At 72.8% G+C, this 22,485-nt stretch carries 17 protein-coding genes; 8 read left to right on the forward strand and 9 right to left on the reverse strand.

The features are described 5' to 3' along the window. Positions 1–237 precede the first annotated feature (237 nt). Positions 238–1,095 (forward strand): Scr1 family TA system antitoxin-like transcriptional regulator, encoded by an 858-nt coding sequence (locus ACZ4NT_RS30955; protein ID WP_121402359.1) that lies wholly within the window; start codon positions 238–240, stop codon positions 1,093–1,095. Positions 1,096–1,363: 268 nt separating this feature from the next. After that, complete coding sequence (locus ACZ4NT_RS30960; RefSeq protein ID WP_121402358.1) at positions 1,364–1,573, forward strand: DUF397 domain-containing protein; 210 nt, start codon at positions 1,364–1,366, stop codon at positions 1,571–1,573. A 169-nt stretch (positions 1,574–1,742) separates the two neighbouring features. On the opposite strand, the gene ACZ4NT_RS30965 is transcribed toward ACZ4NT_RS30960, so the two are convergent. Continuing rightward, positions 1,743–2,582 (reverse strand): hypothetical protein, encoded by an 840-nt coding sequence (locus ACZ4NT_RS30965; RefSeq protein ID WP_467728465.1) that lies wholly within the window; start codon positions 2,580–2,582, stop codon positions 1,743–1,745. Between the two features lie 117 nt (positions 2,583–2,699). On the opposite strand from ACZ4NT_RS30965, the gene ACZ4NT_RS30970 reads away from it, so the two are divergent. Then, positions 2,700–3,485, forward strand: coding sequence for an SDR family oxidoreductase (locus tag ACZ4NT_RS30970; RefSeq protein WP_121402356.1), 786 nt, complete (start codon positions 2,700–2,702; stop codon positions 3,483–3,485). A gap of 328 nt (positions 3,486–3,813) precedes the next feature. Continuing rightward, a complete protein-coding gene (locus tag ACZ4NT_RS30975) occupies positions 3,814–5,391 on the forward strand; it encodes a sodium:solute symporter family protein (protein WP_467728466.1) in 1,578 nt (525 codons plus the stop codon). A 27-nt stretch (positions 5,392–5,418) separates the two neighbouring features. On the opposite strand, the gene ACZ4NT_RS30980 is transcribed toward ACZ4NT_RS30975, so the two are convergent. Then, a complete protein-coding gene (locus ACZ4NT_RS30980) occupies positions 5,419–6,534 on the reverse strand; it encodes an ADP-ribosylglycohydrolase family protein (RefSeq protein ID WP_121402354.1) in 1,116 nt (371 codons plus the stop codon). A gap of 154 nt (positions 6,535–6,688) precedes the next feature. On the opposite strand from ACZ4NT_RS30980, the gene ACZ4NT_RS30985 reads away from it, so the two are divergent. Continuing rightward, the gene (locus tag ACZ4NT_RS30985; RefSeq protein WP_467728467.1) at positions 6,689–8,095 is read left to right on the forward strand and encodes an FG-GAP-like repeat-containing protein; all 1,407 of its coding nucleotides are present in this window, start codon (positions 6,689–6,691) and stop codon (positions 8,093–8,095) included. A gap of 180 nt (positions 8,096–8,275) precedes the next feature. Here the strand turns inward: ACZ4NT_RS30985 and ACZ4NT_RS30990 are convergent, their stop codons facing one another. Beyond that, positions 8,276–10,753 (reverse strand): tetratricopeptide repeat protein, encoded by a 2,478-nt coding sequence (locus ACZ4NT_RS30990; RefSeq protein ID WP_467728468.1) that lies wholly within the window; start codon positions 10,751–10,753, stop codon positions 8,276–8,278. A gap of 101 nt (positions 10,754–10,854) precedes the next feature. Here ACZ4NT_RS30990 and ACZ4NT_RS30995 point away from each other — a divergent pair, with 101 nt between their 5' ends. After that, positions 10,855–11,379, forward strand: coding sequence for a DUF2165 domain-containing protein (locus tag ACZ4NT_RS30995; protein ID WP_467728469.1), 525 nt, complete (start codon positions 10,855–10,857; stop codon positions 11,377–11,379). 7 nt (positions 11,380–11,386) lie between these two features. Here ACZ4NT_RS30995 and ACZ4NT_RS31000 read toward each other — a convergent pair whose 3' ends face one another. Continuing rightward, positions 11,387–13,972, reverse strand: a complete 2,586-nt coding sequence (locus tag ACZ4NT_RS31000; protein WP_467728470.1) for a bifunctional FO biosynthesis protein CofGH — start codon at positions 13,970–13,972, stop codon at positions 11,387–11,389. A 145-nt stretch (positions 13,973–14,117) separates the two neighbouring features. Continuing rightward, positions 14,118–14,975: a TIGR03619 family F420-dependent LLM class oxidoreductase gene (locus ACZ4NT_RS31005; RefSeq protein ID WP_467728471.1), complete on the reverse strand. Its 858-nt coding sequence runs from the start codon at positions 14,973–14,975 to the stop codon at positions 14,118–14,120. Between the two features lie 130 nt (positions 14,976–15,105). On the opposite strand from ACZ4NT_RS31005, the gene ACZ4NT_RS31010 reads away from it, so the two are divergent. Both ACZ4NT_RS31010 and ACZ4NT_RS31015 read left to right on the forward strand, forming a co-directional pair. Next, a complete protein-coding gene (locus tag ACZ4NT_RS31010; RefSeq protein WP_467728472.1) occupies positions 15,106–16,614 on the forward strand; it encodes a CehA/McbA family metallohydrolase in 1,509 nt (502 codons plus the stop codon). Positions 16,615–16,735: 121 nt separating this feature from the next. After that, complete coding sequence (locus tag ACZ4NT_RS31015; RefSeq protein ID WP_467728473.1) at positions 16,736–17,131, forward strand: nitroreductase/quinone reductase family protein; 396 nt, start codon at positions 16,736–16,738, stop codon at positions 17,129–17,131. A 78-nt stretch (positions 17,132–17,209) separates the two neighbouring features. Here ACZ4NT_RS31015 and ACZ4NT_RS31020 read toward each other — a convergent pair whose 3' ends face one another. The 4 genes from ACZ4NT_RS31020 to ACZ4NT_RS31035 form a co-directional block, all read right to left on the reverse strand. Beyond that, positions 17,210–18,661: an aldehyde dehydrogenase family protein gene (locus ACZ4NT_RS31020; protein ID WP_121402346.1), complete on the reverse strand. Its 1,452-nt coding sequence runs from the start codon at positions 18,659–18,661 to the stop codon at positions 17,210–17,212. Positions 18,662–18,692: 31 nt separating this feature from the next. After that, positions 18,693–20,423: an N-acyl-D-amino-acid deacylase family protein gene (locus ACZ4NT_RS31025; protein WP_467728474.1), complete on the reverse strand. Its 1,731-nt coding sequence runs from the start codon at positions 20,421–20,423 to the stop codon at positions 18,693–18,695. A 31-nt stretch (positions 20,424–20,454) separates the two neighbouring features. Next, the gene (locus tag ACZ4NT_RS31030; protein ID WP_121402344.1) at positions 20,455–21,573 is read right to left on the reverse strand and encodes an LLM class flavin-dependent oxidoreductase; all 1,119 of its coding nucleotides are present in this window, start codon (positions 21,571–21,573) and stop codon (positions 20,455–20,457) included. A gap of 134 nt (positions 21,574–21,707) precedes the next feature. Continuing rightward, a complete protein-coding gene (locus ACZ4NT_RS31035; RefSeq protein WP_121402343.1) occupies positions 21,708–22,484 on the reverse strand; it encodes a glucose 1-dehydrogenase in 777 nt (258 codons plus the stop codon). Between the last annotated feature and the right edge of the window lies 1 nt (position 22,485).

Here is a 22,485-nt window from a genome sequence, read left to right on the forward strand (position 1 = left end):
CCCCCCCCCCCCCCCCCCCCCCCCCCCCCCCCCCCCCCCCCCCCCCCCCCCCCCCCCCCCCCCCCCCCCCCCCCCCCCCCCCCCCCCCCCCCCGCGGCCGCATGTACCGGGCCCGTCCCGAACTGTCGTGTACGCAGCGCATATCCACCGTTTCCCAGCGGTAGAAAGCACCTTGGTGGCAATCTGCTCAACAGCAGATACGCAAAGTAGAGGCCCGCAGCCGGAGGTGCACGTCCCGTGGCGTCAAGTGTCAATCCCACCGTTCGGCGGCGCCGGCTGGGTCAGGAGCTGCGCCGGCTCCGTGAGCTCAAGGGCATGACCGCCGAAGAGGTGGCCGAGCGGCTGCTCGTCTCGCAGTCGAAGATCAGCCGGCTGGAGAACGGACGGCGCAGTATCAGCCAGCGCGACGTCCGCGACCTCTGCGGGGTCTACGAGGTCGACGACCACCGGATCGTCGACTCGCTGATGCAGATGGCCAAGGACTCGCGCCAGCAGGGCTGGTGGCACTCCTTCGGCGACATCCCGTACAGCGTCTACATCGGCCTGGAGACCGACGCCGCGTCCCTGCGCGTCTACGATCCGCAGGTCGTGCCCGGCCTGCTCCAGACCCGGCCGTACGCGGAGGCCCTGATCGCCGGAGCGCTGCCGGAGACGGCTCCGGCCGACATCGACAAGCGCGTCCAGGTGCGGCTGCGCAGGCAGGAACGAATCTCCGCCCCGGACAACCCGCTGCGCCTGTGGACCGTGCTGGACGAGGCCGCGCTGCGCCGCACCGTCGGCAACCGCTCCCTCATGCGGGACCAGTTGGAGCACCTGGTCGAGCAGTCCCAGCTGCCGCACGTCACCGTGCAGGTGATCCCCTTCGACATGGGGGCGCACCCGGGGCTCAACGGGCAGTACGCGATCCTGGAGTTCCCGGACGCGGCGGACTCCAGCGTGGTCTACATCGAGGGCGTGACGAGCGACCTCTACCTGGAGAAGGCGAACGACGTCCAGAAGTACAGCGTGATGTACGAGCACCTGCGGGCGCAGGCACTGAACGTCGAGCAGTCCCGCCAGTTCATCGCGGACATCGCGAAGGAGTACGCGCGCTGAGCCTCGCGCCGTGGTCCGGGCCCGCGGGAGCCCCGGAAGCGGTCTCCCCGGGAAGAAGGTGCGGACACTACACCTTCGCCGGACCGGGATGGAAGACCCCCCTGGAATATGCCATCCAGTCGAGTGAATAGTCGCTTCGCCCACCGAGGTGGGCGAGTAGCGTCGATCACGCCATCGAGCAACAACGTTGGCGCAAACCGAACCGCGGGTTCCGCAAGGAACCCGCAGCGCGGTGACAGCAACTCAACGACTGGCTACCGGAGCAAAAATGGCAATCCAGCAAGGCGCCACGGACACCTGGACGAAGTCCTCGTACTCCACCGGCAACGGCGCGTGTGTCGAGGTCAAGTCCCCGCTCGTCGCGGCGATGGCCGTCCGGGACTCGAAGGTCCCCGGAGGTCCCACCCTGGCGTTCCCCGCCCACTCGTGGAACGCCTTCGTGGCGGAGGTCGGCCGGGGAGCCTTCGACCTCACCTGATGCACCGACTCCACAACCGCACCGACCAACTGCATACGCACCACCGACAGAGCCCTCTCGTCCGGCCCGCCGTCCTGGCCGAGGGGGCTCGGCCTTTCCCGGGACGCCCGCCCCGTGCGCCCGGCCGAGCCGGGTTCCCGTACGCCCGGCCGAGTCCTTCCCCGTACGGCTACCTGAGCAGATCCACGTAGGTGTCCGTGCCGGGCACCGTGGGGACGAAGGGGGCGACCAGTTCGACCCGGCCGAGGCCCGACGCGGCCACCGCCTCGTCCAGACCCGTGAACCATGCCTCCCAGGCCTCCCGCGGGTCCGTCTCGAGGAACCACAGCAGGGTCAGCCGGGTGTCGACGCCCTCGACCTGCTTGACGTAGGTCATGCGGTCGCCGGGCAGGGGGGTCGGCCGGAAGACGGTGACCAGGGCGGACGGGGAGCCGGTCAGCCGCTCGGGGAGGTGCCGGGTGCGCAGCCATTCCAGCAACTCGGCGCGTTGCGCGGCGGATTCGGCGTCGACGACCTGCACGACCAGCCCGGCGTAGGGATGGTCGAGGGCGTGGAAGTCGCGGGGGCCGGCCGTGCCGTCGCGGTAGACCGTGGCCTCGTGGTCCTGGAACGCGGTGAAGACGTGGGTGCGTTCCCGGTGGACGCGGTGGTCGCGGTTCAGGCGCTTGTTGATGCCGACGGTCCAGCGCATGTGCTCGTCGTACCGGCCCTCGGTGACCCAGTACGTGGAGAGATAGCAGCCCGCGGTGACGGGCTGGGCGACGGCCGACCTCTCCGGGTAGCGCAGCAGTTGGAGGTCGCGGGTGGCCACCCAGCGGCGGCCGGCGAACATCCAGGGCATCGCCATGGCGCCCGCGTAGTAGTGGTCGTCCTCGTACCAGCGGTTGTAGGCGTACTCGTGGCCCGGGTGGGGTTCGACCATGGTGATCAGGGCGTGGCCGGGGTGCACTCCGTACGGGCCGACGGCGGCCAGTTCGGCGTACACCTCACTGCGGGTGTCCTCGTTCACGACGCTCCCCTTTCCTGCCCGGGTCCCGCGTGGGTCGCCCGCGGGACTTCCTTCCTCCGACGGCAGCCCATACTCTGACGCCCCGTCAGACAATGCGCCAGAGCCGGGAGGCCTCCGATGTCGCTGCTCGCGGGCAAGACCGTCGTCGTCTCGGGTGTCGGCGCCGGGCTCGGCCACCAGGTCGCGGCGGCCGTCGTGCGCGACGGCGGGAACGCGGTGCTCGGGGCCCGGACCGAGGCGAACCTCGCGAAGTCGGCCGCCGAATTCGACCCGGACGGCGCCCACACCGCGTACCGGGCGACGGACATCACCGACGAGGGGCAGTGCGAGGCCCTGGCGGCGCTCGCGCGGGAACGGTTCGGGCGGATCGACGCGGTCGTCCACGTCGCCGCCTGGGACAGCTACTTCGGCGGCCTGGAGGACGCGGACTTCACCACCTGGCGGTCGGTCATCGATGTGAACCTGCTCGGCACCCTGCGGATGACCCGCGCCTGCCTGCCCGCGCTGAAGGAGGGCGGCGGCTCCGTCGTCGTCATCGGCACCCAGTCCGCGGTGGCCGCCCCCTCACAGGTGCGGCAGGCGGCGTACGCGGCGTCGAAGGGTGCGCTGACGAGCGCGATGTACTCACTGGCGCGGGAGCTCGGCCCGTTCCGGATCCGGGTCAACACCGTGCTGCCGGGCTGGATGTGGGGCCCGCCCGTCGAGGCGTACGTGCAGTTCACGGCGCACACCGAGGGCGTGTCCGAGGCGGTCGTGCGCGAGCGGCTGACCGAGCGGATGGCGCTGCCCGAGCTGGCCACGGACGGGGACGTGGCGGACGCCGTGGTGTTCCTGGCGTCCGACCGGGCGCGGGCGATCACCGGGCAGTCCCTGCTCGTGAACGCCGGCGAACTCATGCGGTAGTCGGGGCGGTCGTCCTCCCTTCCCGGCCGTACGGGACCCGCATCCCGTACGCCTGTCTCCTGTCGCTGGTCCGTCTGGCGAAGTGCCCGCTCATCGTGTGGTTCACGTCACGCGCCCGACAACATCCCTACAGGTCAAGAGGAAGTAAAATCGTTCTGCTTTCTGATCTGCGTTCATATCCGTGACCGCTTAGGGCTTGACCGGCCGGTCGAACCGGCGGTTCAATCCACCAAGTCCCCGCTCCCGCACGGGGCACCGCCCACGTGCGTACTGGCGAAGTGCCGTCCGGTATCTGCAGATTCACAAGGCGGACCCCTGGAGGGGGCACATGAACGGTCTCGACTGGACCGTCCTGGTCGCGTACTTCGGCGTGATGACCGCGATCGGCATCTGGTCCCACAAGCGCGTGGACGACGTCAGCGACTTCTTCACCGCGGGCGGCAAGATGCCGTGGTGGCTGTCCGGCATCTCCCACCACATGTCGGGCTACAGCGCCGTGATGTTCACCGGGTACGCCGGCATCGCGTACACCTACGGCATCACCTCGTACGTCACCTGGTCACTGCCGATCGCCATCGGCATCGCGATCGGCGCCAAGGCCTTCGCGCCCCGGCTGAACCGGCTGCGCTCGCGACTGCACGTCGCCTCGCCGCTGGAGTACCTGAAGGACCGCTACAACCTGCCGACCCAGCAGGCGCTCGCCTGGTCCGGCATCCTGCTGAAGATCGTGGACGTCGGCGCCAAGTGGGCCGCCATCGCCACCCTGCTCAGCGTCTTCACCGGGGTGACACTCACCCAGGGCATCATCATCACCGGCGGCATCACGGCCGTGTACTGCACGATCGGCGGGCTGTGGGCCGACGCGCTGACCGAACTCGGGCAATTCGTCATCCAGTTGCTCGCCGGTGTCGCGATGCTGGTCATCGCGCTGAACAAGATCGCCGACCAGGGCGGGCTGTCGAAGGCGCTCGACTCGCCGAAGCTGGACGGTCACGCGGACGGGTTCGCGGGCCCCTACATGACCGTCTTCTTCATCGCGTACCTCTTCATCAAGCTCTTCGAGTACAACGGCGGCATGTGGAACCAGGCCCAGCGCTACATGGCGACGGGCAGCGCCAAGGAGGCCACGCGCTCCGCCTTCCTGTCCGCAGCGCTGTGGTTCGTGTGGCCGGTCATCCTCTTCATCCCGATGTGGCTGTCCCCGCTGCTGGTGACGGCCGAGAAGCCGGACGGCTCCGACGCGTACGGCCTGATGACCGAACAGCTGCTGCCGCACGGCCTGCTGGGCCTCGTGGTCGTCGGGTTCTTCTCCCACACGATGGCCATGTGCTCCTCGGACGCGAACGCCATCGCCGCCGTGTTCACCCGGGACATCATGCCGGTGCTCTCCAAGGCCGCGCGGACCTGGGACTCCCGGGCCGGGCTGATCGCCGGACGCGTCACCACCGTCGCCTTCCTCGGCTTCTCCATGGCGGTGGCGACCCAGGTCAACTCCCCCACCTTCAAGGACATCATCACGGTCGTCATCAAGTGGGTGGCCGGACTCATGGGGCCGATCGCGATCCCGTTCATCCTGGGCCTGCTCCGCCCCTTCCGGAAGTCCGGACCGACGGCGGCCCTCACCAGCTGGGCCTGCGGTCTGCTCGCCTTCTTCCTGATGAACTACCACCTGGACTTCTCCCAGCGCACGGACGTGAAGCTGGAGTACCAGGTCTCCGTCCCGATGGCGATCTCCCTCGCCCTGTACGTCCTCATCGGCCTCCTCAAGCCCGAGGACACCCCGGAGCGCGACGCCGTCATCGAGATGATCAACACGGACGACGACGGCTCGGGGTCGGCGGCGGCCTCGATCCCGGCCCCGGCCGGGGCGGCGGACGGGGTGGTGGGCACGCCCGTCAAGGACTGACCGGGCGCCCGGCCGGCGGTCGTCCGGTCAGGCGCGCGGGTACCGGGCGAGCCAGCCCGGCGACGATCCGGCGGGCCCGTGCAGTGCGGGTCCCTGGGTCATCTCCATGGCGAAGTCGTCCGCCAGCACCAGCATCGTGGGACGGCCCTCCAGCTCGGCCAGCCAGGCCGGCGGGAGGGCCGTCTCGCCGTGCAGGGCGCCGAGCAGCCCCCCGGTGAGGGCGCCCGCCGCGCCCGAGGGCCCGCCGTGGTTCACCGCCAGCGACAGGCACTGCCGCACGTCCTCGCCGACCAGCGCGCAGTACACGGCCACCGCCAGCAGTCCCTCCGCCGTCCCCTCCCCGGCGAGCTCCTCGACCCGGGCCGGCGTCGGCATCCCCTGCCGCACGGCCCCCAGGGCGTGCTGGAGCGCGTCCGTGACGGGCTGCTGCCCCGGGCGCGCGGCCAGCAGCGCCAGCGCCCGCTGCACGGCGCCGTCGAGGCTCTCCCCGCGCGCCAGCGCGTGCACCACCACCGCGTACGCGCCCGCCGACAGGTAGGCCAGCGGGTGCCCGTGCGTCTGCGCCGCGCACTCCACGGCGAGCTGCATCACCAGCTGCGGCTCCCAGCCGACGAGCAGCCCGAAGGGCGCTGACCGCGCGGCCGCCTCGGCGCCCGGCTCACCCGGGTTCTTGGGCGCGTCGAGCGTGCCCATGGTGTCGTCGCCGAGGCCCAGCAGGCAGGCGCGGGACGGGGCCCGCCGGGCGTACAGCCACTCCTCGCGGGCCAGCCAGCCGTCGTCCTTGCGGCGCTCGTCGGGGCCCCAGTCGCTCTGGGTCGCGGCCCAGCGGCGGTAGGCCCGGTGCAGGTCGGTGGGCGGGTGCCAGGCGCCGGTGTCGCGGCGCACCTGGGCGCGGATCAGGCCGTCGAGGGTGAACAGCGTGAGCTGGGTGAGGTGGCTGACCGCGCCCCGGCTGCCGTGCCCGAAGGCGAGGTCGGTGAGGCCGGCGGCGCCGTGCGCCTCCCGGATCTCCTCCAGGGCGAGCCCGTCGAGCGGCGCGCCCAGGGCGTCGCCGACGGCGGCACCGAGCAGCGTCCCGCGCACCCGGCTGCGGAAGTCCTGCTGCTCCCTGCGGCCCCATACGGCACCGGATGTCGCACCCACCACGCCCTCCTCCGGTCCGTATCGCTCAGCACTGTAATCGAACGGGAACGGTCCGTTCAGGCGTGCGATCGGTCACCTGCACCACAACCGTTTCCGCCTCTCGTGGGTCCAGATGAACGACCGCCCAACCAGGAACCGACTTTCGGAGTCCCTCGTGCCTCACCCCAAGAGCCGTCGCGGCGTCGCGCGGTGCGCGGCGCTCGCCGCACTGCTGACCGCACCCCTGGTCCTGTCCGCCGGGCCGGCCGCCGCGGCCGCCCCGAAAACGCCCGTGGTGGACTTCAACGGCGACGGTTTCGCCGATCTCGCGATCAGCGCCCCCTTCGCCACCGTGTCGGGCGTCCACCAGGCCGGCTCGGTCTCCGTCGTGTACGGCTCCTCCGCGGGCTCCGACACCGCGCACCCCCAGCTGATCTCGCAGGCCACCACCGGTGTGCCCGGCGACCTCATGGAGTACGGCACCTTCGGCACCAGCACGGCCGCGCGCGACTTCGACGGGGACGGCTACACCGACCTGGCCGTCGGCAGCTACTACGCCCCCATGGTGCTCTGGGGCTCCGCCGACGGACTCGGCGACGCCGTGGCGCTCCCCGACCCCTCCTACCGGGTGGCGGCCGGCGACATCGACGGCGACGGTCACGCCGACCTCGTCGTCAACGCCAACGGCAACCTGGAGGTCCGCTTCGGCCCGATCACCCGGGCCGGCGTCCCCGCCCGGACCGACACGCTGGAGATCGCGGACGAGTCCGGTCCCCAGGACGTCGCCGTGGGGGACATGAACGGCGACGGCAAGGACGACGTCGTCACCACGCACGGCTTCGAGGAGATGCAGTACAAGTCCCGCTTCTACCAGGGCACCTCGACCGGCCTGAGCTCCACCTTCAAGAGCACCGGCCACTACACGGTCGGCGGGGTCGTCGCCGACGTGAACCAGGACGGATACGGCGACTTCGTGGCCCGCCAGGTCGACCCGGTGTCGGAGATGATGGACTACGACGCCGGCGCGGTCCGGGTCGTCTACGGCTCGGCCAACGGCCCCTCCACCCGTACCGCCAAGATCACCCAGAACACGGCGGGCGTGCCCGGTGTCGACGAGGCGGGCGACAACGACCGCAACTTCGGCGACCAGTTCGGCTACTCGCTGGCCGCCGGCGACGTGACCGGTGACGGCTACCCGGACATCGCGGTCGGCGTCCCCGGCGAGGACATCGGCTCCGTGCGCGAGGCGGGCGCGGTGGTCCTGCTGAAGGGCGGCGCGTCCGGCCTCACCGGCTCCGGGGCCCAGGCCTTCAACCAGTCCACGTCCGGCGTGCCCGGCGCGTCCGAGAAGAGCGACAACTTCGGCCGTACGGTGCTGCTGGTGGACGTCAACGCCAACAACCGGGCCGACCTCGTCGCGGCGGCCCCGCTGGAGGACAACACCTACCAGGACTCCGGCGCGGTCTGGGTGCTGCGCGGCTCGAAGGCCGGGCTGACGACGGGCAACATCGCGTCCTTCGGTCCGGGTGTGCTCGGCGCCCCCGAGAAGGAGGCGTTCTTCGGCCAGCGTCTCGCCCACTGAGGACCGCCGGTCCCCTGCGGATGCCCGCGTGCGGCGAGCCCCCGCGGGGGACCGGGTGAGCCCCCCGCAGGGGACCGCTCGGTGAGTGCCCGCAGGGGACCGCTCGGTGAGTGCCCGCAGGGGACCGCTCGGTGAGTGCCCGTGGACGCCCGCGTGCTCACCCGCCGGGCCGGACACGGGTCACCCCGTGCTCCCGGCCGACCGGTCCAGGACGGCCGAACGCTGCTCCAGGGCCCACGCGTACCCCGGCCTGAGCTCCAGCGCCCGGTCCAGGTCCGCGAGGGCCTCGGCATGCCGTCCGAGGGCGCCGAGACAGGCGCCCCGGCTCGCGTACGCCGACGCGTACGCGTCGTCCAGCGCGAGCGCCCTCCCGTAGTCGGCGAGGGCCTCCTCGTGGCGGCCCGCGACCCGCAGGGCGTCGCCCCGCTCGCAGGCGCCCCACGCCCAGTCCGGCTGCAGCCGGACCGCCCGGTCGAGGTCCGCCAGCTGCCGGGCGTGCTCACCCCGGGCGCGCCACACGCGCGCCCGGCGGGCCAGCGCCCAGCCGTACTCCGGGTTCAGTTCCAGGGCCCGGTCCAGATCCGCGAGAGCGGCGTCCAGTTCGCCCCGGCCGAGCCGCGCGGCTCCCCGGGAGGCCCAGGCGAAGGCATGGCCCGGGTCCAGGGCGATCCCCCGGTCGAGGTCGCGGATCGCGGCGTCGTACACGTGCAGGATCCGCCGGTACTCCCCGCGCATGGAGTAGGCCCGGCCGTCGTCCGGCACCAGTGCGAGCGCACGGTCCAGGTCGGCGACGGCGCCCTCGTGGTCGCCCAGGTCCCCCCGGCTCATGGCGCGCCCCCGGTAGGCGCGGGCCGCCTCCGGGTCGAGGGCGACCGCCCGGTCGTACTCGGCCAGCGCCCGGGCGTGGGCGCCCGCGCGCCGCAGGGCCGCACCGCGGGCCGTGCGGGCGAGCGCCTCCCCGGGCCCGTCGAGCCCGGCCCGGTTCAGCAGCAGGCCCAGCGCGGCGACGACTCCGGTGTCCGCGGGGGCCGTGCCGGCGGTGGCGCCGGTCCCGGCGAGCGCCTCGGTCAGCTCGCGTCCCCAGCGCGCCACGTCCCGGGCGTCCGCGTCCTCGCCCGCCTCGGCCAGGACCCGGGCCCATCGCGCGGCCACCGCCTCGCCCTGGTCGCTCGCGCGGACCGTGTCCGCCAGCACCCCGGGGAGCGCGGCCCGGGGACGGGCGCACAGCAGGTGGTACGACTCCGCGAGGCGCAGCTCCCGCCACTCCTCGTCCGCCCACGGCGCCTCGGTGTCCGGGCCCGCCTCCAGCTCGCCGCGCCACTGCCCGAACGTCCCGGCCAGCCGCGTGTGCCGCTCCGTCCAGCCGCGCGGTGAACGGCGGCGCTCCAGGCGGAGCATCGGGGCCCGTACGACGTCGTGGTACCGCACGCCGTTCCCGCCGTCGCCGACGAACGGCAGCTCCCGCAGCCACGCGAACAGGACGTCGGCCTCGTCGTCCCCGCACCCCGACGCCGCCCGGAACACGTCCGCGTCCAGCCGCCGGGGCAGGGCGCAGGCCAGGACCACGGCCCGGCGTACGGGGTCCTGCTCCCACTTCAGGAAGCGGTCGACGGCGGTCACGCTGGGGTCGCCCACCTCGTCCGGTGCGGCGGGCCGGTGCGCGGCCAGGGTCGAGACCAGCACCGGCAGCCGCCCGGTGAGCCGCAGCACCTCCCGCACGACCGGCTCCGCGACCACGTCCCGGCCGGCCAGCAGCCGGCGCGCCTCCGCCTCGGTGAACGGCCCGAGCGGCACGTCCGTGACGGAGTCCGCGAGGCCGCCCCAGCGGGCGGTGTCCGGCGGCAACTGCCCGGCCGTGACGACCACGACGTTGTCCGGCAGGGCTCCGCCGTGGCGGTCCGTGCCGAGCATGTCGTGCAGCCAGCCGTCGAGGAAGGGCCCGGTGCGCTCGTAGGTGTCGAAGAAGAGGACGATCCAGGGAACCCGGGTGGCGATCCCGGCCAGCTCGTCCAGCAGCACCGGAGTGAGGACCTGCTCGGGGGCGAGAACCAGACGCATGTCCTCCTCGTTGCGCGGCCTGCCACCCATGGACGCCCGCAACCGGTCCGCGCCCTGCGCCAGTTGCACCGGGTCGACCGCTCCGGCGAAGGCGCCGACGCCGGGCACGAGGCCCAGGCCCACGAGTCCCGCCCGGGTCGCCGCGAGGGTCAGCTGCGACGGCTGGGCCGGTGCCTCGGGCCCGTGCGTGTCCGGGGTCCGGCCGGCCCGGGGTTCGAGGGCGGCGGCGACCGCCGTCTCCGCCTCGTGGCGCCGGTCGCGGTGGGCTGCCAGCAGGCGGTCGAGTCCCTTGAGGCGGTGCCCTTCCCGGGCGCACCGGGCGCTGATCGCCGCCATCGCCTCGGGCACGCTGCCCACGGCCTCGTCGACGTACACGGTGAGCGCCCCGCACTCCCGCGCGATCCGCCCCCACTCCCGCACCAGGCACGTCTTGCCGACGCCCGCGTTGCCGTGCACGTGAAAGAGGAACGTGTGCCGGTCGTCCTGCGGCACGTGCTCCAAGTTCGCCCGGAACAGTGCGCGTTCGGCGTCCCGCCCGACGAACGCGCGCCGGCTGCGCTCGTTGATCACCTGCTGCGTCGAGGGCCGTGCCCGCGCCATCCGCCGCTCCCTCCGCCGGTCCTTCGGTCGTGGCCCAGTCTGGCCCAACGCGCCGAAAAACCGCTGGGAGTCACACCGTCTCCGGCGGCATAGTCGGAGCCATGGCCGTCACACGAGCCTCGCGCTCCCACTCCACTCTCTCCCTGACCGGGGCCCTCCTCACCGCCACCGTCGCCCTCTACATGGCGCTCGTCGCCTTCGGGAACATCACCGACTTCGGGACCAATCAGCAGTTCGTGCGGCATGTCCTCGCGATGGACACCACCTTCAAGGACGACGACCTGATGTGGCGGGCCGTCGAGTCCAAGGCACTGCAGGACACGGCCTACGTGGCGATCATCGTGTGGGAGACGCTCTCCGCGCTCGTGCTGATCGCCGGCACCTGGCTGTGGGCGCGGCGCCGGCACACCGAGGCGCGGCGCCTGTCGACGTACGGCCTGCTGATGGTCCTGCTCCTGTTCGGCGCCGGGTTCATCGGGGTCGGCGGCGAGTGGTTCGCCATGTGGCAGTCGGAGACGTGGAACGGGCTCGACGCGGCGACGCGCGTCGTCACGCTCGCCGGCCTCGTGCTCGTCGTGATCCATCTGCCGTCCGGGCGGGAGCCGGAGGCGCCGGACACTCCGTGAGGGGGCGTTACTCCAGGACCGGCAGCAGCTCCGGCAGGTGGCCGTCGGAGGCCAGGGCCGCCCGCTGCCGCTCCTCCGGGACCTCGCCGTACAGCGTCGTGCGCGGTTTCGCGGGACGGCCCGCCGCCTCGGCCACGGCGGTCAGGTCCTTCACGGACTTGTAGGAGCCGTAACTCGATCCGGCCATGCGGGAGATGGTCTCCTCCATCAGGGTGCCGCCGAGGTCGTTGGCGCCCGAGCGCAGCATCTCGGCCGCGCCCTCCGTGCCCAGCTTCACCCAGCTGGTCTGGATGTTGGGGATGTGCGGGTGCAGGAGCAGGCGGGCCATGGCCGTCACCGCGCGGTTGTCGCGGACGGTGGGGCCGGGACGGGCGATGCCCGCCAGGTACACGGGCGCGTTGGTGTGGATGAACGGCAGCGTCACGAACTCCGTGAAGCCGCCCGTCTGTTGCTGGATGCGGGCCAGTGTGCGGAAGTGGCCGAGCCAGTGCCGGGGCTGGTCCACATGCCCGTACATCATCGTCGAGGAGGAGCGGATGCCGAGTTCGTGTGCCGTGGTGACGACCTCGATCCAGGTCGCGGTGGGCAGCTTGCCCTTGGTGAGGATCCAGCGGACCTCGTCGTCGAGGATCTCGGCGGCGGTGCCGGGGATGGAGTCGAGGCCCGCTTCCTTGGCCGCCGTCAGCCACTCCCGGATCGACAGGCCGGTGCGGGTGGCCCCGTTCACCACCTCCATCGGGGAGAAGGCGTGGACGTGCATCCCGGGGACGCGCTCCTTCACCGCCCGCGCGATGTCGAAGTACGCGGTGCCCGGCAGGTCGGGGTGGATGCCGCCCTGCATGCAGACCTCCACCGCGCCGACCTCCCAGGCCTGCCGGGCCCGGTCGGCGACCTGGTCCAGCGAGAGGGTGTAGGCGTCGGCGTCGGTGCGCCGCTGGGCGAAGGCGCAGAAGCGGCAGCCGGTGTAGCAGACGTTGGTGAAGTTGATGTTCCGCGTGACGATGTACGTGACGTCGTCGCCGACCACCGACCTGCGGACGTCGTCCGCGATCCGGCAGAGCGCGTCCAGGGCGGGGCCGTCCGCGTGCAGCAGGGCGAGCGCCTCGTCGTCGGTGAGCCGCGTCGGGTCGTCGGCCGCCGTCGCGAGCGCCTGGCGCACGTCGGTGTCGATGCGGGAGGGCACCATCCCGGGCGCCGCCGCCTCGCGCAGGGAGTCCCAGTCGCCGTAGACGAGATCGAAGTCCTCGCGCCGGTCGCCGGTGCGTCCCTCGGTGTCGATGGTGTGGTGCAGGTCGGTGCGCCCGGACGCGGTGAACGCCTCGTCGGGCTCCTGCCACGGGTGCCCCTCGACAACCGCGTCCGCACGGGCGAGGCCGGTCTCCGGGTCCGCCAGCGCCCGTACGTGCGGCAGCAGCCGCGGGTCCAGCCACGGCTCGCCGCGCTGCACGAACTCCGGGTACACGCACAGCCGTTCCCGCAGTTCGAAGCCGGCCGCGGCGGACTGAGCGGCGAGGGCGTCGATCTGCGGCCAGGGGCGCTCGGGGTTGACGTGGTCGATGGTGAGCGGTGAGACGCCGCCCCAGTCGTCGATTCCGGCGCCGATGAGCCGCCCGTACTCGGCGTCCACCAGGTTGGGCGGCGCCTGGAGGCAGGCGGCCGGACCCATGATGTGCCGGGCGACCGCGACGGTGGCGATGAGTTCGTCCAGCTCCGCGTCCGGCATGCCGCGCATCGCGGTGTCCGGCTTGGCGCGGAAGTTCTGGATGATCAGTTCCTGGATGCCGTGGTAGGCGCGGGAGATCCGGCGCAGCGCGAACAGGGAGTCGGCGCGCTCCTCGTACGTCTCGCCGATCCCGATCAGCAGGCCGCTGGTGAAGGGGACGGAGGAGCGGCCCGCATCCTCCAGGACACGCAGCCGGACGGCGGGCTCCTTGTCGGGCGATCCGTGGTGCGGCCCGCCGGGCTCGCTCCACAACCGGGTGGCGGTGGTCTCCAGCATCATGCCCATCGACGGGGCGACCGGCTTCAGCCGCTGGAAGTCGGTCCACGACATGACACCCGGGTTGAGGTGCGGCAGCAGGCCCGTCTCCTCCAGGATGCGGATCGAGATGGCCCGTACGTAGGCGATCGTGTCGTCGTAGCCGTGCGCGTCCAGCCATTCGCGGGCCTCGGGCCAGCGGTCCTCGGGCTTGTCGCCGAGGGTGATCAGGGCTTCCTTGCAGCCGAGTTCGGCGCCGCGGCGGGCGATGTCCAGCACCTCGTCGGGGGACATGAACATCCCGTGCCCGGCCCGGCGCAGCTTGCCGGGCACGGTGACGAAGGTGCAGTAGTGGCACTTGTCCCGGCACAGCCGGGTCAGCGGGACGAAGACGCTCTTCGAGTACGTGATGACGCCGGGGCGGCCCGCCGCGGCGAGCCCCGCGTCCCGCACCCGGGCCGCGGACGCCGCCAGGTCGTCCAGGTCCGCGCCGCGCGCCTGGAGCAGGACGGCCGCCTCGCCGACGTCGAGCGCGACGCCGTCACGCGCGCGTTTGAGCGCACGCCGCATGGAGTTCGCGGTCGGCCCGGTCCCGGAGGTCTCGGAAGTCGTCATCCGTCGAGCATACGATTGGGGTGATCAGGCGAAACAGGCGCTGTCCGATTCGTACCGCCGGGCCGGACGCCTCCGGCCACCCCCGGACCCACGCCTCCGGCCGCCCCCGGCCCCGCGGCACCGGACGCCGCCGGTCCCGCGCCGCTCACTCCGGGCCCGTCACGTACGGGGCGTACGTGTCCAGCACGCGCAGCACCTCCGCCTCCCCGGCGGGCGGCAGCTGCACCACCACCTCCTCGATGCCGAGGCCGGCGTAGTGCGCGAGCTTGCCCTGCGTGGGGCGCACGGCGGACGGCACGACGTGCAGGGCCGCCGGATCGCGTCCCGCGTCGGCCCAGGCGGCCCGCAGGACGGGGACCGACTCGGCCAGGCCGCGCCCTCCGATCGGCATCCAGCCGTCGGCGTACTCGACGACGTGCGCGAACAGCTTCGGTCCCGCCGCACCGCCGAGGAGCGTGCGCGGCCCGACGACCGGTCCGCGCGGTGCCGACACCGGCTTGGGATGGGCGTGGCTCGCCCGCACGCTGCCGTACTCCCCCGAGTACGCGGTCGGTCCGTCCGCCCACAGCGCGCGCATCAGAGCCATCCGGTCGCGGACCAGTTCCCGGCGCGTGCTCCAGTGCACCCCGTGATCGGCGGCCTCCTCCACGTTCCAGCCGAAGCCGACCCCGAAGGTGAACCGGCCGCCGGACAGCCGGTCGAGGGTCGCGACCCGCTTGGCGAGGCCGATGGGATCCTGCTGGGCGACCAGCGTGATGCCGGTGCCGAGCCCGAGGTCCCGCGTCACCGCCGCCGCCTGGGCGAGTGCGACGAAGGGGTCGAGGGTCCGGCCGTACTCGCGCGGCAGCTCCCCGCCCGACGGGTTCGGGGTGGTGCGCTCGACCGGGATGTGCGTGTGCTCGGGCAGGTACAGCCCGGCGAATCCACGCTCCTCCAGAGCGCGCGCGAGCCGGACGGGGGCGACGGTCTCGTCGGTGAGGAAGATCGTGGTGGCGATCCGCATGGGCACTTCCTAGCACTCGCGCCGCCAAGTCGATAGGCGCGGATCCCCTTCCCTTGCACCGGAGTTCACGGCTGAATACCAGAGTGATTCGCACCACCCCCGTCCCTCACCTCACCCCGGGAGCAGCAGTATGTGCGAGGACGACCACGGTGTCGGCAGGCGCGCCCTGTTCGTGACGGGCGCCGTCGCCGCGCTCACCTCGGGAGGCGTGGGCTTCGCGAGCGGTGCCGGTGCGGCGGACGGCCGGGAGACCAGGACCGTGCGGGGCACCCTGCCGGCCGGGGCCCCCGACTTCGTGTACGTGCCGGTCGACGTGCCGTCAGGCGTGCGGGAGATCAGGGTCGCGTACACGTACGAGAAGCCCGCGGTCCCGGCCGGCACCCAGGGCAACGCCCTCGACATCGGCATCTTCGACGAGCGGGGCACGGAGCCGGGCGGCGCGGGCTTCCGCGGCTGGTCGGGAGGCGCCCGTACGGAGTTCTTCATCCGGGCGGACGACGCGACGCCGGGCTACATCCCCGGGCCGGTGCGTGCCGGGACCTGGCACGTGGCCCTCGGCCCGTACACGGTGGCGCCGCAGGGGCTGCCCTACGAGCTCACCGTGACGCTCACGTACGGCGCGCCCGGTGCCGTGGTGGAACCGGCCTATCCGCCCTCCCGGGCGAGGGGGCGCGGCCGGGCCTGGTACCGCGGCGACTGCCACCTGCACTCCTGGTACTCCGACGGCCGCCGCACCCCGGCCGAGATCGCCGCCCTGGCCCGGGCGGCGGGCCTGGACTTCATCAACAGCTCGGACCACAACACCCACTCCGCGCACCCCCACTGGGCGGACCTGGCGGGCGACGACCTGCTGATCATGCTCGGTGAGGAGGTCACGACCCGCAACGGGCACGTGGTGGCCCTCGGCACCGACCCGGGCACCTTCGTCGACTGGCGCTACCGGGCCCGCGACAACCGCTTCGGCAGGTACGCCCGGCAGATCCGCCGGGCCGGCGGTCTCGTGGTGCCCGCCCATCCGCACGCGACCTGCATCGGCTGCAACTGGAAGTTCGGCTTCGGCGAGGCGGACGCGGTGGAGGTGTGGAACGGGGCCTACACGCCGGACGACGAGATCGCGCTGGCGGACTGGGACGGCATGCTCGTCGCCTCGGTGCGCTCGGGCGGCGCCTGGCTCCCGGCCATGGGCAACAGCGACGCCCACCGCGACCCCGACCCGGTCGGCCTGCCGCAGACCGTCGTCCTCGCCGACGACCTGAGCCGCGAGGCGATCCAGGAGGGCATCCGGGCCGGCCGTTCCTACGTCGCCGAGTCCCGGTCGGTGTCGCTCGCGTTCGCGGCGACCGGGCCGAAGGGCGAACACGCCGGGATCGGCGGGCGGTTGCGGGTGGACCGGGATGCGCCCGTCACCGTCCGGCTGGAGGTGACGGGCGCCGCGGGCTGCACGGTCCGCTTCGTCACCGACCAGGGCGTGCTGTTCACCTCGGCCCTGCCGGATTCGGGGTCCGGCACCGCCGAGTGGCGCACGACCGCGGCCAACGCGGCCTACGTGCGGGCCGAGGTGCGCCACGCGCCCACAGCGCCGGCCCTGCCGGGGGCACTGGCCGCCTTCACCAATCCCGTCTTCCTCGGCCGCCCCTGACGGCGCGGCCCCGCGGCGCCCGCCCGACCGCCCCCGGCACCGGCCGGAGGTGGTCGACGACGACGGAGGGAAGGGGAGTACGGTCACCGGCAAGGGCGACCAGGGGACGGAGTGACGCGGGATGTCGCGGTACCAGGAGGTCAAGTTCCGGGCGGTCACGTCGTTCCAGCGGCGGATCGCCAACCCGGTGCTGCGCCGGCTGCCGTTCCAGACGCTGCTGGAGACCACCGGACGGAGCTCGGGGCTGCCCCGCCGGACGCCCGTCGGCGGTCGCCGGACCGGGCAGACGTTCTGGCTCGTCTCCGAGTACGGGGAGAAGTCGCAGTACGTGCGCAACATCCGGGTGAACCCTCAGGTCAGAGTGCGGGTCCACGGCCGTTGGCACCATGATGTCGCGCACCCGCTGCCGACCGACGACGCGCGGGCCCGGCTGCGGTCCCTGCCGCGTCTGAACAGCACCGCGGTCCGCGCTCTCGGCACCCACCTGCTGACCGTGCGGGTCGATCTCACCGACTGACCGCCCGGGCCGGGCAGGCCCGCACACCCGGGCCGGGCCGGCGACCGGCCCCGGGTCACTCCCCCGGGGCCCGCCCGGTCACCCCGCCCAGACGATCGACTGCACCTCGCTGTAGGCGTGCAGCGCGTACGACCCGACGTCCCGTCCCACCCCGCTCTTCTTGAACCCGCCGAACGGCGCCTCCATGTTGCGGCCCACGGTGTTGACGCCGACGCCGCCCGCCCGCAGCCTGCGGGCCACCCGGAAGGCCCGGGCCACGTCGCCCGACCAGACGTAGTCGATCAGGCCGTAGTCGCTGTCGTTGGCCAGCGCGATCCCCTCGTCCTCGTCGTCGAAGGGCACCACCACGACCACCGGTCCGAAGATCTCCTCCCGCACCACCCGCATGTCCGGGGTGCAGTCGGCGAGCAGGGTCGGCGCCACGTAGAAGCCCCGCTCGCCCGGCGGTCTCCGGCCGCCCGCCACGACCCGCGCGCCCTCCTTGCGGCCGAGTTCGACGTACGACTCCACGCGGTCCCGGTGGGCCGCCGAGATCACCGGTCCGACGACCGTGCCGGACTCGCGCGGATCACCGACCCGCAGCTGCCCGGCGTACGCGGCGAGGCGCTCCACCAGCCGGTCGTACACCGACCGCTGCGCCAGCACCCGGGTCGGCGCCGTGCAGATCTGCCCGCTGTAGAACGAGAACGTCGTCCCGATCCCGGCCACCGCCGAGTCCAGGTCGGCGTCGTCGAAGACGACCGCGGCGCCCTTGCCGCCCAGCTCCATCAGCTGCCGTTTCATCCCGCGCCCGCACACCTCGGCGATGCGCTGTCCGACCTCGGTCGAACCCGTGAAACTCACCATGTCCACATCGGGCGAGTCCACGGCGGCCTGCCCGACCTCCGCCCGCGAGCCGCCCACCACGTTCACGACTCCGGGCGGCACCCCGGCCGCCTCCAGCGCCTGGGCCATCCGGTACACCGAGAGCGGGTCCTGCGGGGCGGGCTTCACGACGACCGTGTTGCCCATGGCCAGGGCGGGCGCGACCTTGCCCGCCGGGTTCGCCCAGGGGTTGTTGTACGACGTGATGCAGGTGACCACGCCGACCGGCTGGCGCACCGCCAGCGCGCCCATCACGGCCGCCCGCCCGAACGGCCCGGCCTCGTTGACCTGCGGCGGCAGCGGCTGCTCCACCGGCTCGACACGCGCGTACCGCTGGAACCGGGCGGCGGCCACACCCACCTGCATGCCGCGCGCGGTGCCCGTCGTCGCTCCGGTCTCCGCCTGGGCGAGATCCGCGGACGCGACCAGGTCGCGCCGGATCAGCCCGGCCGCCCGGCCGAGGACGGCGGCCCGCTCCTCGGCCGGGGTGCGGGACCAGGCCCCGAAGGCCTCCCGGGCGGCGGCCGTCGCCGCGTACACCTGCTCCCGGGACGCTTCCGGGGCCAGCCCGACGACGGTCTCGGTCGCCGGGTCCGTCACCTCGTGGAAGCCGTCGTCGGGAGCGACCCACCGGCCCCCGATGAACAGCCGCTGTCCCTCGCTCACCCCGCCTCCCCGGCCGGCCGGCGCACCGCGCTCACCGGGTGCTCACCGTCCGGGTGTCCCGCCCGGAGCGCAGCACCCTGCCCGGTACGGCGCCGGTGACCGCGTCGTCGCGGATCGCCTCGACCCCGTTGACCCACACCGCCGTCACCCCGATCGCCTTCGCGTCGAGCCGCGGGCTGTCCCCCGGCAGGTCGTGCACCAGGGTGGCCTTGCCCGCGTCGATCCGCGCCGGGTCGAAGAGGACGAGGTCCGCGTGGAAGCCCTCCGTGATCCGGCCGCGCTCGCGCAGCCCGAAGAGCCGTGCCGGGTCGTCGGTGAGCATCCTCACCGCCTGTTCCAGCGGCACCAGCTTGCGTCCGCGCAGACAGTCGCCGAGGAAGCGGGTCGTGTACGGCGCTCCGCACATGCGGTCCAGGTGGGCGCCCGCGTCGGAGCCGCCGAGCAGGACGTCCGGGTGCTGCCAGGTCTTTGCCCGCAGGGCCCAGGAGTCGGGGTCGTTGTCGCTGGGCATCGGCCACAGCACCGTGCGGAGCTCGTCGTGGGCGCAGATCTCCACGAGGCACTCGAAGGGCTCCTGGCCGCGTTCGGCCGCGATGTCCTGCACGACGCGGCCGGTGAGGCCCTTGTTCGCCGGGCTGTAGGTGTCCCCGATGACGTAGCGCCCGAAGTGGGCGAGCCGGCGGAAGACCCCGGCCTCCTTGCTGTCCGCCCGCCGCAGCATCTCCGCCCGCACCTGCGGGTCGCGCAGCCGCGCGATGCGCTCCGGCACGGGCAGGCTCAGCACCTCGCCCCAGCCGGGGATCAGGTTCAGCGCGCAGAAGGTGCGCAGCGACATGTTCATGGGGGTGAGGATCGGCATGGTCAGTGCCACGATCCGGCCGCCGGCCCGGCGGGCGCGCTCGCTCGCCTCCAGCTGGCGCGGCACCCGTTCGGGCACGGCCGCGTCGATCGTCAGGACGTTCCAGTTCAGGGGCCGCCCCGCCGCCGCGCTCATCCGCACGAACAGGTCGATCTCCGCGTCGCTGAACTGGTCGAGGCACCCCGCCACGATCGCCTCGATCTGGGTGCCCTCGTGATCCGCCACGGCCCGGGCGAGTGCCAGGAGTTCGGCGGGCCGGGCGTGCCGCGAGGCGACCGGCCGGCCGTCGCCGTCCGAGTGCGTGGAGGACTGGGTGGTGGAGAGCCCCCAGGCCCCGGCCTCCATCGCGTCGTGGAAGAGGGCGAGCATCTCGGCCAGCTGCTCCGGGGTGGGCTGCCCGCCCACCGCGTCCGGGCCCATGACGTACCGGCGCAGCGCGCAGTGCCCCACCATGAAGCCCGCGTTGACGGCGATCCGTCCCTCCAGGGCGTCCAGGTACTCGCCGAAGGTGTGCCAGTTCCAGGGCGCGCCCTCCTCCAGGGCGACCAGGGACATGCCCTCGACCTTGGACATCATGCGGCGCGTGTAGTCGGCGTCCCCGGGGCGGCCGGGGTTCAGCGGCGCGAGGGTGAAGCCGCAGTTGCCGCCCGCGACCGTGGTCACCCCGTGGTTCAGGGACGGGGTCGCGTACGGGTCCCAGAAGAGCTGGGCGTCGTAGTGGGTGTGCGGGTCGACGAAACCGGGGGCGAGGACGAGACCGTGTGCGTCCTCGGCCGTCCTGGACTCCTCGGTCACGTGGCCGACGGCGGCGATCCGGCCGTCGCGGATGCCGACGTCGGCGGTGCAGGCGGGCGCGCCGGTCCCGTCCACGACCGTCGCGCCCCTGATCAGGTGGTCGAGCATGAGCGGCCCCTTCCTCGCGTCTCTGCCTGCGTCACGCGGCCTGGCGGAACCGGGTCGTGCGGTGCACCGGATCCGTGTCGATCTTCGGGATCACGTGCTCGCCGACCAGCCTGATCGTCTGGAGCGTCTCCTCGCGCGAGATGCCGATGGGCAGCCCGAAGGAGAGCTGGTCGGCCCCCGCCTGTTCCCAGCGCTTGCACTGGGTCAGCACCTCGTCGGGGTCGCCGCAGATCAACAGCTCCTCCGCGATGAGGAGTTCGATGATCTCCTCGTTGAACTCGGGCAGCGTCTCGGGCCACACGGGGAAGCCCTCGGGCCGCGGGAAGGTGTCGTGGTAGCGGAAGACGAGCGACTGCAGGTAGTGCAGGCCGCCACCGGCCGCGATCCGGACGGCCTCCTTGTGGGTGGGCGCGCAGACGGCCGTCGACGTCACCATCACGTTGTCGTTGACGAAGTCCCCGACCGGCCGCGCCTCGACGATCGCCGTCTTGTACTGCTCCAGGACCCACTCCATGTCGGAGACCTTCTGCACGCTGAAGCCGAGCACGCCGAGCCCCTTGCGGGCGGCCATGGCGTACGACGGCGGCGACCCGGCGGCGTACCACATGGCGGGGTGCGACTTCCCGTACGGCTTGGGCAGCACCTTGCGCGGCGGCAGCTGCCAGTGCTTGCCCCGGAACCCGGGGTACTCGTCCTGGAGCCACATCTTGGGGAACTCGGCGATGGTCTCTTCCCAGATCTCCTTGGTGTAATTCATGTCGGTGACGCCGGGGATGAAGCCGAGGATCTCGTGCGACCCGGCACCGCGCCCGGACCCGAACTCGAAGCGGCCCTCCGAGAGGTGGTCGAGCATGGCGACCTTCTCGGCGACCTTCACCGGGTGGTTGACCTGCGCGAGGGGGTTGAAGATCCCGGAGCCGAGGTGGATGCGCTCGGTGGCGTGGGCGAGGTAGCCGAGGAAGACGTCGTTGGCCGAGAGGTGCGAGTACTCCTCCAGGAAGTGGTGCTCGGACGCCCAGGCGTACTTGAAGCCGGACGCGTCCGCCTGGATGACGTACTCGGTCTCCTCCATCAGCGCCTTGTGCTCCGCGAGCGGGTCGGTCTCGGCACGCTTGCCCACGTATCCCTGTACAAAGAGCCCGAATTCCAAGGCGGTTCACCGTCCCTGTCGCCGACGACGGTGTTTCTGACGCACCGTCAGATATGTTGAGCCCGACTGTTCCACCGGGCGCCCGGACCGTCAATAGCTGACGTGCTGTCAGATAAGCCGGTGCCGCCGCCCGGTCAGACGACGCTCACCCCGGCCAGCCAGCCACCGTCGATCACGAACGGCTGCCCGGTGATGTATGAGGAGTCCTCGCAGGTCAGGAAGAGGGCGAGCCGTGCGACCTCCTCCGGCCGGCCGATCCGGCCGAGCGGCACGAGCTTGCTGTAGACCGCGTCGAGTGCCTCGGCACTGTCCACCACGTTCGCGTGCGGATCGAGCTGGGCCGGGTTGCTCATCGCCGTGTCGACGGCCCCCGGGCAGACGGCGTTGACGCGGATGTTCCGGGCGGCCAGCTCCAGGGCGGCCACCCGGGTCAGCCCGACGATGGCGTGCTTGGTCGCCGCGTACGCGCCCACGTACGCCATGCCCGTCAGGCCCGCGAACGAGGCGGTGTTGACGACCGTGCCGCCGCCCGCCGCCGCGATCTCCGGGGCCACCGCCCTGATCCCGAGGAAGACACCGGTCTGGTTGACCCGCACCACCTCCTGGAACTCCTCCAGGGGGGTGCCCACCAGCTCGTTGAAGCGCAGGATGCCGGCGTTGTTCACCAGCCCGTCGATCCGCCCGTACGCGCTCTTCGCCGCGGCCACGGCCGCCCGCCAGTCGTCCTCCGAGCCCACGTCGAGGTGGACGTACCGGGCGCCGATCTCCTTGGCGAGCGCCTCCCCCTGGTCGTCCAGCACGTCCGCCATCACGACACGGGCGCCCTCCTCGACGAAGAGGCGCGCCTCCTGCTCGCCCTGCCCGCGCGCGGCACCGGTGACGAGGACGACACGTCCGTCCAGCTTGCCCATG

This window comes from Streptomyces sp. NPDC026417, assembly GCF_055567695.1.